Below are 11,584 nucleotides of genomic sequence, written 5' to 3' on the forward strand. Positions count from 1 at the left end.
CTCCTCAGGCCGGCTCATCTCGGACATTGTCGCACTCCCGCTGAAACGCCCGCTGCCACGGAATCCGATCCGGCGGCCGCTCATCGATCGAGCACTGGCCCCGGACCCTGCATTGGCTGCACCGCGCACGTTTCGCCAGCTCCGTCAGCGGCGTGCCAGCGATCCGGCCGCCACCGTATTTCGGGTAGCGCACAACCCGCGTGCCCTTGTGCCCGCAGGCCCCGCACGCCCATGTCTGAGTCCAACGCATAGCCGCAGCCTACCCCGGCGGCGTCTCACTGAGCGAGACAACCCACAGGAGCAAACAAATGGCACATGACGACTGGCAGGCCCGCGCCGAATCAGCCGAGGCCGAGCTGCAGCGGTTGCGGGAGTCTCCACACAAGGCCGAGTTTTGGCGCCAATGGGCAGTTGCCGGCATGCCGAAAGACAAGCAGCGGCTCGCCGAAGCAGCATGGGAAGCGGCGCGCGCCTCGCTGGAATCTGAGTTGCGACAGCAGGCGCCGGCGGCGAAAGCCTATAGCGCGGATTTTGGCGAGGACTTCCACGAGTCGCCATCGGATGCGGGGATGCTGGCGTACATCAAACCGAGCATCGGCGACACGATTGAACTGACTGTCGGCGCGCAGGTTTGGACAGAGAAATTCGGCGTAACGCAAGTGCCTGACGAAAATGGCATCGGCGAGTATGCAGTCGAAGAACTGACGCCGCGCAATCTCTACACCGCCCCCGTCCCGCCGCCTGACGTGCGGGAGCTGGTGGAGGCGCTGGAGTCTGCACAAAACGGCCTGCGCTGGTATCGAGAAACCCGCCCAGACGATGACAGCCCTGCCGACGACGAAATGGAGGAGCAAATTAACGCCGCACTCGCCAAGTTCCGGAGGCAGTCATGAGCAGATCAATCAACGAAGCGATGATGGGGCCGAAGCTCTACCAGATCGACGAACTGATGCGAGTCATCCGAGATCACAATGTTAATGCGCAAGTCATGACGCCCTACGGGACCAAGTGGGTTCCGGCCCGCCCCCTCCGCCCCGGGTGCGGCTTTTTCTATCGCTGCCGAGCTGCATGGCTGGTGTTCATCGGAAAGGCGGATGCGTTGCAGTGGAGGGGGCAGTCATGAGCCGCGAAGTTATGCAGCAGGCGCTTGATGCTTTGGCTTCGAGCAATGATGATCGCAAGGTCGCCGCCATGTTTGCTCTGGAGGCTGAACTCGCCAAGCCTGCGGGGCAAGGCTGGTACTGCGCCCAATGCGAGCGAGGCGTTGACCCGAGCGAGGTGACGTTCCGAGAGGCTCACGAAACGTGCGGTCGAATCATCACTGACGACAACCCACCTGCCAACAAGCCTGCTCCGGCCATCGACATGGTGCTGCACTGCCCGAAGTGCGGGTTGCAGCATATCGACGGTGCAGACGACTCGTGCGATTGGGACAACCCGCCTCACAGGTCGCACCTGTGCCACGGCTGCGGGCATATCTGGCGTCCGGCTGACGTGCCAACGAATGGCGTGCCAGCCGTGGCAACGAAAGGAAAGGCCGACTCTCCGATTGCCAAGCCCGGGCCGGTCGCGGTGCCGAGGGGGGTAACGCTGACAGGAGAGCAGTTGAACGGTTGCATCTGGGCTCTTTCTGCACTCCCGCAGCACGATCATGTGGCATCGCTGCGCTCAGAGCTTCAAGCCGCAATCGCCGCCCCGCAGCCGCCAGCGCCCGCCGTGGACGTGGAAAGGGGGACGGCGGTGGATCGCTTTTTTGACACCTCGGCTGTTCCGACAGCATTCGGCGACATGCCACGCGCCGAGGCCGAGGCAATTGGTCTGTGGCCGCCTGCGCCCGCCGTGGACGTGGAGGCGGTGCGGTCTGTTGTGCGCGACCTGCGTGGAATCGGCGGATACGACAAAGGGAAGATCGCAACTCAACTCGCCCGCGCCATTGGAGACGAGACATGACCGACCTCCTCCCCCTCGCCATCATCGCCGGCGCCGGTGTTCTGGCCTACGGCCTCGGCGTGCTGGGCCGGGACATCGTGCGGGCCGCCAAGGTGATGGCGCATGCCTGGCTGGTAAAGGGGGGCTGATGGCCCGAATCCTGTCCGACGCCGAACTGACGGAACTGACCGGCTACCAGGTGGCCGGCAAGCAGCTCGAAGTGCTGCGGCGCCTCGGACTACGCCCGGTCATTCGCGCCGACGGCAGGCCGCGCATCACCGATGATGCCCTGACACAGGCCATGCTCGGCAATCTGCCCCCGCAGGACCTGCCCGCCCCCGGCGCCGGCCCGAACTGGGCAGTCCTCAAGAAGGCGGGGTAACGTATGCCCCCCATGGGACGCCGCCGCAAGCACAACCTCGACATGCCCGCCCGCGTGTATCTGACGCGGGGGTGGTGGTTCTACGTGCCAAAGGGGGCCAAGGCGGTAAAGCTGGCGCGGGAGGATGATCGCGCTGGCGCCCTGCGCGCCTATGCCGATCTGATGGACGCCAGACCACGACAGGGCACAGTCGGTGAGCTGCTGGACCGGTACGTCCGCGAGATCCTGCCGAGCAAGGCTCCCAAGACCCGCAAGGACCAGGAGAAACAGGCCGCCACGCTCAAGGGCGTGTTCGGCGCCTGCACGCTGGCCAGCATCAAGCCGATCGACGTCGCCACCTACCTCGATGGTCGCGGTGCACCGGTGGCAGCCAACCGCGAGATCGCCCTGCTGTCGCACGCCTACACCAAGGCAATGCGGTGGGGGCTGGTGAACACCAACCCGTGCAAGGGCGTCGAGCGCAACCGAGAGCGCCCCCGAACCCGGTACATCGAGCATGAAGAATTCATCGCGGTGCTGGATGGGGCGCCTGCCGCCATTCAGGTGATGATGGGCCTGGCCTACATCACCGGCCAGCGGGAAGGGGATTTGCTGCGCCTGCACCGCAACGCCGTAACAGCCGAAGGCCTATCGGTCCGCCAAGGCAAGACCGGCAAGGCGCTGGTGATCGGCTGGACACCGGCGCTGCGGTGGCTGATCGAGCGTGCCGGCGAGCTGCCGCGGGACGGCACAGCCAGCATGTACGTCGTCTGCAAAGCCGACGGCCAGCCCTACACCGAAAGCGGGTTCCAAAGCATCTGGCAGAAGCACATCAGGGGATGCCACCAGGCCGAGGTGATCGGCGAGAGATTCACGTTCCACGACATCCGGGCGAAAGCCGGATCGGACGCGAAGGATGGGCGGCTGTTGGGACACATGGACCCGCGGACATTGCGGCGGATCTACATGCGGAAACCGGAGCGGGTGGCTCCGACGAACTGACCGAATATTGAGAAAAAGTCAGCCGCCAATTAAGAAGCCTCCCGAAGGAGGCTCGTAACTCGTTGATTCTATGGTGGGCTGCCCCAGACTCGAACTGGGAACCTACTGATTAAGAGTCAGCTGCTCTACCAATTGAGCTAGCAGCCCGCAAATTCACTTCGAATGCAACAAAATTGGGGTGACCGACGGGGCTCGAACCCGCGACAACCAGAATCACAATCTGGGACTCTACCAACTGAGCTACGGCCACCATCAAGGGCGCGGAGTGTAGCAAAAGTTCAGCGCCATCAACACCCCGGCAGACAGTGGCCCGTCGCCCTGACACGTCGCTGTCATGGGCCCTGCGTAGCCTTTTCGGTTTTGCGCTCGCCATCCTGCAATGAACCCTGAAGATCTTCTGCGTCGCCGCCTGCTCCAGGGCGGACTCTCGGCCGCCAGCCTGCTGTTGACCGGCTGCGGCGACAGTACCACCCCCCTGAACCTGCCCGACGCCGCCGGGGGCGCACCGCGCAGCCCGACGACGCCACGGGGGGTCCACCTTTCATGGCGCGAGGATCCGCTCACCAGCCGCACGGTGACGTGGTTTACCGACGACCCGGCAGCACCGGCCCAGCGCCTGCAGTACGGGCCCATGATGCCCGACATGAGCGAGGCGGATGCCCAGCGTCTGCCCTTCGCCGATGAAGTCGTCGCCGACACCTCCGAGACGCCCTTCGTCGAGGCCCTGACCCATCAGGCGACCGCCCGCGACCTGCCTGCCGACCTGCCTTTGCGGTATCGGGTGGGCTCTGACGCCGGCTGGTCACCGGTCCGGGTCATCCGCCCCACGCCCACCGGGGACGACTTCCGCTTCGTGCACTTCGGGGACCACGGTCGGACGCAGGATTCCCGTAACGTCGCGCGTGCCATTCGTGCCGCGCAGCCCGATTTCGCCCTGCTGGCGGGCGATCTGTCCTATGCGTCCGGTTCCTCCAGCCTGGGGCCGCAGGAGGTCTGGGACGCGTGGTTCGACCTGGTCGAGGCCGAACTGGGCGCCGAAACCATCCTGATGACGGCTGCCGGCAACCACGAGAACGAAGGTAACAATGGGGTCGCCTATCGCAACCGCATGGCGATGCCCACCAGCACCGTCAGCCCGGACGGTACCTTCTACACATTCCAGCTGGGGCGGGTGCAGTTCATCGTCTCCACCGGCGGCGCCTTTGCCACCGACGGCACGCTGGTCACCGAAATCCTGTTCCTGGAGACCCAACTGGCGCGCGCCGCCCTGCGCCGCGCGGCGGGTGAGATCGATTTCATCGTGGTCAGCCAGCATTTCACCATCTGGACAGACCAGGAGGGCCGCGGGCCGGCCAACCTGACGCTGGTGGCGCTGCAGGAAAACATCTTCGTCCGCTACGGGGTCGATCTGCTGGCGGTCGGCCACGATCACATCTACCAGCGCAGCCATCCGATGGGGTTCGGCCTGCGCAACCCGCTGGGCTATGTGCAGATCACCAGCGGTTGTGGTGGCGTCGGCATTCGCGGCTTCGAGCCGCGTATCCAGGGCTGGTCGGCGAAGGCGCTGGCGGAACCCCTGTTCGTCGAGTACGTGGTCAGCCGTGGTCGCATCGACGCACTCACCCATGGGGTTGACAGCCTCACCGGCGAAACCCGTGTGGTCGACACGTTCACCCTGGAACGCCGTGGCCGCGAATCGGCGGGAATGGCGGTACAGCCGGTCCGCGACGTGGCCGCCCTGCACCCGGACTATGACCGCCTCGCGCGCCGCACTCTGTTCCGCAACCGGCTGCTGCTGGCGAACTGTTGAGCCGCCGGCTCAGCCCTGCTGGGGTACCACGGCGATGGTGCAGCGCGAACTGCAGACTGCCTTGCCGGCTTCGTCGACGATGTCGACCTGCCACACCTGGGTGCGGCGTCCGACATGCACCGGCGAGGCGGTGGCCGTCACCACACCGTCGCGCTTGCCGCGCAGGTGGTTGGCGTTGATCTCCAGGCCCACCGCCATCTCGGTGGCCTGGTCGATGTTCATCCAGGCGGCGGTGGAGGCCACGGTTTCGGCCAGCGCCACCGAGGCACCACCGTGGAGCAGGCCGTAGGGCTGATGGGTCGCCGCATGGACCGGCATGGTGGCCACCACGCGTGTCTTGGTGCATTCGGTGATGGTGATACCAAGGGCGCCCAGCAGGGTCTTGTCGTCAGGCAGGGGATACATGGGCAGGCTCCGGGCCGGGAATGATCAGGTGCGCGGCAGGGTGACGCCGCGCTGGCCCTGATACTTGCCGCCGCGGTCGCCGTAGCTGGTTTCGCAGATCTCATCGCTCTCGAAGAACAGCATCTGCGCCACGCCTTCGTTGGCGTAGATCTTCGCCGGCAGCGGGGTGGTGTTGGAGAACTCCAGGGTGACATGCCCCTCCCATTCCGGCTCCAGCGGGGTCACGTTGACGATGATGCCGCAGCGGGCATAGGTGCTCTTGCCGAGGCAGACCACCAGCGTCGAACGCGGGATGCGGAAGTATTCCACCGTGCTGGCCAGGGCAAAGGAATTCGGCGGGATGATGCAGCAGTCGCCTTGGAAGTCGACAAAACCGCGTGCATCGAAGTTCTTCGGGTCGACGATGGTGCTGTTGATGTTGGTGAAGATCTTGAAGTCCGGGGCGCAGCGGACGTCGTACCCGTAGCTTGAGACGCCGTAGCTGATCACCCGTCGCCCCTCCACCTCGCGCACCTGTCGGGCCTCAAAGGGCTCGATCATTCCCTCGCGGGCCATGCGGGTGATCCAGCGGTCGGATTTGATGCTCATGGAGAGGTTCCGTAAAGGCGAAGCGGGGCCGAAAGGCGCCGATTATCAATGCTCCGGCGACGGCGTGCATCCGACGGTCAGTCGTCGCTGATCTCGATACTGGGGAAGGCGATGGGCGTGGCTGCAGCCAACCCGGCCGCGGCGCGGCGTGCAATCTCGCGGTAGCGCCCGGCCAGCGCGCCCCCCGGATCGGCCGCCACGGTCGGGCAACCACTGTCGGCCTGCTCGCGGATACGGATGTCGAGTGGCAGGTCCCCCAGCAGCGTGAGCCCGTACTCCGATGCCATCCGCGCACCGCCACCGTGACCGAAGATGGCCTCCTCATGCCCACACTGGCTGCAGATGTGGGTGCTCATGTTTTCCACCACCCCCAGCACCGGCACGTTCACCTTCTGGAACATCCGCAGGGCCTTGCGGGCATCGAGCAGCGCGATGTCCTGCGGGGTGGTGACGATCAGCGCTCCGGACACCGGGATCCGCTGTGACAGGGTCAGTTGTACGTCGCCGGTCCCTGGCGGCAGGTCCACCACCAGGTAGTCGAGATCCTCCCAGCGGGTTTCGTTGAGCAGTTGCTGCAGCGCCTGCGACACCATCGGTCCGCGCCAGATCATCGGCTGCTCATCGTCCACCAGGTACCCGATGCTCATGCTCTGCAGGCCATGGGCCATGACCGGGTACATGATCTTGCCGTCGGGCGATTCGGGGCGACGCTGCGCGCCCAGCATGCGTGGCTGACTGGGGCCATAGATGTCGGCGTCGAGCATCCCCACCCGCGCCCCCTCGGCCTGCAGTGCCAGCGCCAGGTTGACCGCCACCGTGGACTTGCCCACCCCACCCTTGCCGCTGGCGACCGCCAGAATGTTGCGGATCCCCGGTAGCGGCTGCAGGTTGGCGCCGATGGCGGCACTGACGATCTGCTGACGCACCTCGATCTCGGCTTCAACGCCCAGGGCCGCTCGCAACAGCGCCTGCAGGTCGGCCGTCAGCGCCGCCGCGATACCCGCCACTGGAAACCCCAGGGTCAGCACCACCCGGGCGCTGCCGTCGGCGATCACGGCCTCCGTCACCACTCCAGCCGACGACAGCCCCCGGCCGATCAGCGGGTGAATGTAGTCCTCGAGTACGGCGAGCAGTTCGGTGGGCGTGGACATGCGGCTCCGGGGGTCGATGGGTCGGCGGATTGCGGGCCGAGCAAGACCATTTTGGCGCATTGGCGGCCGTGACATCAGGTTGCGGGGAGGGTTCCAAGCCGGTCGCCGGCATCGCGTATGCTCCCCCTTGGTTTGCCACGCCCTTCCGCATGACGCTCAAGCGCTTTCTCTGGCACGACTACGAAACCTTTGGCGCCGACCCGGCACGGGATCGTCCGGCCCAGTTCGCCGGGCTCTATACCGACGCCGATCTGCAACCGGTCGGCGAGCCGATGATGTTCTACTGCCGCCCGGTCATGGATGTGCTGCCGCATCCGGATGCGGTGGCGATCACCGGCATCACACCGCAGATCGCAGAGCGCGAGGGACTGGATGAGCCGGTCTTCGCGCAGCGCATCTTCGACGCGTTCAGCCGGCCTGGCACCTGTGGCGTCGGCTACAACTCGATTCGGTTCGACGACGAGGTGACCCGTCATCTTTTCTACCGAAACTTCCACGATCCCTACATTCGCGAGTGGTCCGGCGGCAACAGCCGCTGGGACCTGATCGACGTGGTGCGCCTGTGGCACGCCCTTCGGCCCGACGGGTTGGAATGGCCGACCGGCGAGCACGGCGCCACCAGCTTCAAGTTGGAGCACCTGACGGCGGCCAACGGGCTGGCACATGAACAGGCTCACGACGCACTGTCCGATGTGCGCGCCACCCTGGTGCTGGCGCAGAAGCTCAAACAGGCCCAGCCGCGACTGTTCGAGCACGCACTCGGTCTGCGCGACAAACGGGCCGCTGCCACCCTGTTGGCGGGCAGCACCCAGGCCCCGGTTCTGCATGTGTCGTCCCGCATTCCCGCGGCGCTCGGGTGCCTGACGGCGGTGGTGGCCCTGGCCCCGCATCCGACCAATCGCAACTGCGTGTTGAGCTTCGACCTGCGGCAGGACCCGACCGATCTGCTGATGCTCGATGTCGACGAGCTTCAGGACCGGCTATTCACACCGCGCGAGGACCTGCCGGAAGGCATCGAGCGGCTGGCGCTGAAGGGCATCCACCTGAACAAGTCGCCGATGTTGGCGCCACTGGCCACGCTGCGGCCGGCACAGGCCGAACGCTGGCAGCTCGATCTCGCCGAAATCGCCGAGCATCATGCCGTGTTGATGCAGGCGGGTCCGGCGCTGGTGGAAAAGGTGCAGGCCATCTATGCGCAGGACGACCGCGCTACCGATGACCCCGAGGTCTCGCTCTACGGCGGCTTCATTCCGGATAGCGACCGGGCGCGATGCGAGCGCGTCCGCGAGGCTGGTCCCGCCGGTGCGGCAGCCTTCGATGGCCGCTTCGACGACCCGCGACTGAACGAACTGCTGTTCCGCTGGCGCGCGCGGCATGCGCCGGACCAACTGGAGGAGGGCGAGCGCGCCGCCTGGCAGGAATTCCTGCAGCGCAAGCTGACGATCGACACCGGCCTCGCCACGCTGACCCTGCCGGCCTACCGCGCGCTGGTGGACGCTCGCATCCGCCAGGAGACCGATCCGGTCCGCCTGCGGCAGTGGCTGGAGCTGCAGCAATGGCCCCGCGACAGTGGCCTGCTCGACTGGATCAGGGACCAAAGCGCTGCGTAACTGCTGCGCTCTCGCAGGGGACTGAAAGCATGACGATGGCATAATCGCGGGCTCGCCGCTCCCAGGACTTCCATGCGCCGGATCCTTGTCACCAACGCCCTGCCCTACGCCAACGGGGCGATCCACCTCGGTCATCTGGTGGGATACGTCCAGGCTGACATCTGGGTGCGCTTCCAGCGACTGCTGGGCCACGAGGTGGTCTACGTCTGTGCCGACGATGCCCACGGAACGCCGATCATGCTGGCCGCCGAGAAAGCCGGCACCACGCCCGAGGCCTACATCGAGGATGTGCGCCAGGCCCACATGCGCGACTTCGCCGATGTGGGCATCGCTTTCGATCACTATCACTCGACCCACAGCCCGGAAAACGAGCGGCTGTCGCGCGAGATCTACACCCGCCTCAATGCGGGAGGGCATATCGCCCGCCGCAACGTGCGGCAGCTGTTCGACCCCGAGCGGCAGATGTTCCTGCCAGACCGCTACATCAAGGGGGAATGCCCGAAGTGTGGTGCCGCCGATCAATACGGCGACAACTGCGAAGTCTGTGGTGCCGCCTATGCCCCCACCGATCTCAAGAACCCGCGCTCGGCGGTCAGTGGCGCCACGCCGGAGCTGCGTGATTCGGAACATTACTTCTTCAAACTCGGCGACTTCCAACCCTTCCTGCAGGACTGGCTGGCCGGCGACGTCGCCCACAGCAGCATCCGCGCCAAGCTGCGCGAGTGGTTCGAGGCCGGACTCAAGGACTGGGACATCTCGCGCGATGCGCCCTACTTTGGCTTCCCGATCCCGGACGCGCCGGGCAAGTTCTTCTATGTCTGGCTGGACGCGCCGATCGGCTACATGGCGAGCTTCGCCGCCTGGGCGGCGAAACGGGAATCGGGAATGGAGAATGGGGAATCGTTATTCGATGTCTATTGGTCTCCGACGATTCCCGATTCCCGATTCCCGATTCCCGAACTGCACCACTTCATCGGCAAGGACATCGTCAATTTCCACGGCCTGTTCTGGCCGGCCATGCTCCAGGGCGCCGGCTTCCGCACGCCCACCCGGCTGCATGTCAACGGCTATCTGACCATCAACGGCCAGAAGATGAGCAAGAGTCGCGGCACCTTCATCCGCGCTCGCACCTACCTCGACCACCTCGACCCGGAAGCGCTGCGCTACTACTTTGCCGCCAAGCTGGGCAGCGGCCCGGAGGACCTGGACCTCAACCTCGAGGACTTCGCTGCACGGGTCAACAGTGACCTGGTCGGCAAGTACGTGAACATCGCCAGCCGCTGTGCCGGCTTCATCGAGAAGCGTTTTGACGGCCGGCTGGGCGACACCGCGAGCGACCCGGCGCTGATCGCCACCGTGGCCGCCGCGGCGCCACGGTTGCAGGCTGCATTCGAACAAGGCGAACTGGCTGCAGCCATCCGCGAGATCATGGCCTTGGCCGATCGTGCCAACGGCGAGATTCAGCAACAGGCGCCGTGGAAGATGGCGAAGCAGGAGGGCCGTGACGCCGAACTGCAGGCGGTGTGCACCACCTTCCTCAATGTCTTCCGCCAGCTCACGGTGTACCTCAAGCCCATTCTCCCGCGCATTGCCGCCGAGGCCGAACGCTTCCTCGCGGTGCCACCGCTGACCTGGGCCGATGCCGCCACCCCGCTGCTCGGCCACACCATCCAACCCTATGCCCCGCTCATGACCCGTATCGAGACGCCCCGTGTCGAAGCCATGCTGGCCGCCGAAGCTGCCGCCCATCCGGCAGCGGCGGCAGCGGCGCCGGTCGCGACCGCAAAGGCCAAGGTGGCGCAGGCGGATGATGCGGTCATCAGCATTGACGATTTCAGCAAGGTGGATCTGCGCATTGCCCGCATCGTCGAGGCCGATCAGGTGGAGGGCGCCGACAAACTGCTGCGACTGCAGCTCGATCTGGGCCCGCAGGGCACCCGGCAGGTGTTCGCCGGCATCAAGAAGGCCTATGCCCCCGAGACGCTGGTGGGCAAGTTGACGGTCTGCGTCGCCAATCTGGCCCCCCGCAAGATGAAATTCGGCCTGTCCGAGGGCATGGTGCTGGCTGCCAGCGACGATCAGGGCGGCCCCTGTCTACTCTGGCCGGATGAAGGCGCCCGCCCCGGCATGCGCATAAAGTAGTCCGCTCTATGACGGACTACCTCCTGATCCTTGTCGGTGCCGTATTGGTGCACAACTTCGTGTTGGTGCAGTTCCTCGGCTTGTGCCCGTTCATGGGCACATCGAAGAAGGTGGAGACTTCGACCGGCCTGGCGCTGGCCACCACCTTCGTGCTGACGCTGACGGCGGTTGCTACGTATCTGGTCGACGCCTGGGTTCTGGTGCCACTCGAGCTGACCTACCTGCGCACGGTGAGCTTTATCGTGGTAATCGCCAGCGTGGTGCAGTTCGTCGAAATGGTCGTGCAGAAGACCAGCCCACTGCTGTATCAGGTGCTGGGCATTTACCTGCCCTTGATTACCACCAACTGCATCGTGCTCGGCGTCGCCCTGCTCAACGTTCGCCAGGCGCAGAGCTTCATGGAATCGGCACTGATGGGGCTGGGTGCCGGAGCAGGCTTTTCGCTGGTGCTGCTGCTGTTCGCCGGCATCCGCGAGCGATTGACTGTGGCCGATGTGCCCGCGGCGTTCAAGGGCGCGCCATCGGCGCTGGTCACCGCGGGCATCATGAGCCTGGCATTCCTCGGCTTTGCCGGCCTCGCCTAGCC

Annotated in this window: 13 protein-coding genes and 2 tRNA genes; 10 read left to right on the top strand and 5 right to left on the bottom strand. The window is 65.6% G+C overall.

Annotated features, from left to right (window positions below; genetic code table 11):
- The first annotated feature begins 308 nt into the window (after nucleotides 1-308).
- From JN531_RS01520 to JN531_RS01540, 6 genes are read left to right on the top strand one after another with little or no spacing between them, the layout of a single operon-like run.
- A complete protein-coding gene (locus tag JN531_RS01520; protein WP_228347094.1) occupies nucleotides 309-893 on the top strand; it encodes a hypothetical protein in 585 nt (194 codons plus the stop codon).
- Nucleotides 890-1,123: a hypothetical protein gene (locus tag JN531_RS01525; RefSeq protein WP_228347095.1), complete on the top strand. Its 234-nt coding sequence runs from the start codon at nucleotides 890-892 to the stop codon at nucleotides 1,121-1,123. The genes JN531_RS01520 and JN531_RS01525 overlap by 4 nt, the downstream gene beginning before the upstream one ends.
- Nucleotides 1,120-1,950, top strand: coding sequence for a hypothetical protein (locus JN531_RS01530; protein ID WP_228347096.1), 831 nt, complete (start codon nucleotides 1,120-1,122; stop codon nucleotides 1,948-1,950). The genes JN531_RS01525 and JN531_RS01530 overlap by 4 nt, the downstream gene beginning before the upstream one ends.
- Nucleotides 1,947-2,078, top strand: a complete 132-nt coding sequence (locus JN531_RS17305) for a hypothetical protein (RefSeq protein ID WP_275591472.1) — start codon at nucleotides 1,947-1,949, stop codon at nucleotides 2,076-2,078. The genes JN531_RS01530 and JN531_RS17305 overlap by 4 nt, the downstream gene beginning before the upstream one ends.
- Nucleotides 2,078-2,311, top strand: coding sequence for a DUF4224 domain-containing protein (locus JN531_RS01535; RefSeq protein ID WP_228347097.1), 234 nt, complete (start codon nucleotides 2,078-2,080; stop codon nucleotides 2,309-2,311). The genes JN531_RS17305 and JN531_RS01535 overlap by 1 nt, the downstream gene beginning before the upstream one ends.
- Before the next feature lie 3 nt (nucleotides 2,312-2,314).
- A complete protein-coding gene (locus tag JN531_RS01540) occupies nucleotides 2,315-3,292 on the top strand; it encodes a tyrosine-type recombinase/integrase (RefSeq protein WP_239795330.1) in 978 nt (325 codons plus the stop codon).
- 71 nt (nucleotides 3,293-3,363) lie between these two features.
- On the opposite strand, the gene JN531_RS01545 is transcribed toward JN531_RS01540, so the two are convergent.
- Nucleotides 3,364-3,439 (bottom strand) — tRNA-Lys (locus tag JN531_RS01545).
- Between the two features lie 27 nt (nucleotides 3,440-3,466).
- Nucleotides 3,467-3,542 (bottom strand) — tRNA-His (locus JN531_RS01550).
- Nucleotides 3,543-3,671: 129 nt separating this feature from the next.
- Between JN531_RS01550 and JN531_RS01555 the strand changes: the two genes are divergently transcribed.
- A complete protein-coding gene (locus JN531_RS01555; RefSeq protein ID WP_228347099.1) occupies nucleotides 3,672-5,102 on the top strand; it encodes a metallophosphoesterase in 1,431 nt (476 codons plus the stop codon).
- Nucleotides 5,103-5,111: 9 nt separating this feature from the next.
- Here the strand turns inward: JN531_RS01555 and JN531_RS01560 are convergent, their stop codons facing one another.
- The 3 genes from JN531_RS01560 to apbC form a co-directional block, all read right to left on the bottom strand.
- Entirely contained in the window at nucleotides 5,112-5,507 is a 396-nt protein-coding gene (locus tag JN531_RS01560) for a hotdog fold thioesterase (RefSeq protein WP_228347100.1), read from the bottom strand.
- Nucleotides 5,508-5,531: 24 nt separating this feature from the next.
- Entirely contained in the window at nucleotides 5,532-6,095 is a 564-nt protein-coding gene (gene dcd / locus JN531_RS01565; RefSeq protein WP_228347101.1) for a dCTP deaminase, read from the bottom strand.
- 77 nt (nucleotides 6,096-6,172) lie between these two features.
- Complete coding sequence (gene apbC / locus JN531_RS01570; protein WP_228347102.1) at nucleotides 6,173-7,246, bottom strand: iron-sulfur cluster carrier protein ApbC; 1,074 nt, start codon at nucleotides 7,244-7,246, stop codon at nucleotides 6,173-6,175.
- 149 nt (nucleotides 7,247-7,395) lie between these two features.
- Here apbC and sbcB point away from each other — a divergent pair, with 149 nt between their 5' ends.
- From sbcB to rsxA, 3 genes are all read left to right on the top strand, one after another.
- Nucleotides 7,396-8,856, top strand: a complete 1,461-nt coding sequence (gene sbcB / locus JN531_RS01575; protein WP_228347103.1) for an exodeoxyribonuclease I — start codon at nucleotides 7,396-7,398, stop codon at nucleotides 8,854-8,856.
- A 72-nt stretch (nucleotides 8,857-8,928) separates the two neighbouring features.
- A complete protein-coding gene (gene metG, locus JN531_RS01580; RefSeq protein ID WP_228347104.1) occupies nucleotides 8,929-10,998 on the top strand; it encodes a methionine--tRNA ligase in 2,070 nt (689 codons plus the stop codon).
- Between the two features lie 8 nt (nucleotides 10,999-11,006).
- Nucleotides 11,007-11,582 carry an electron transport complex subunit RsxA gene (rsxA, locus tag JN531_RS01585; RefSeq protein WP_228347105.1) on the top strand — a complete coding sequence of 192 codons (576 nt, stop codon included), beginning with the start codon at nucleotides 11,007-11,009 and terminating at the stop codon, nucleotides 11,580-11,582.
- Nucleotides 11,583-11,584 lie beyond the last annotated feature (2 nt).

The sequence above is a fragment of the Flagellatimonas centrodinii genome (genome assembly GCF_016918765.2).
In the GTDB taxonomy this organism is placed as follows: Bacteria; Pseudomonadota; Gammaproteobacteria; order Nevskiales; family Nevskiaceae; genus Polycyclovorans; species Polycyclovorans centrodinii.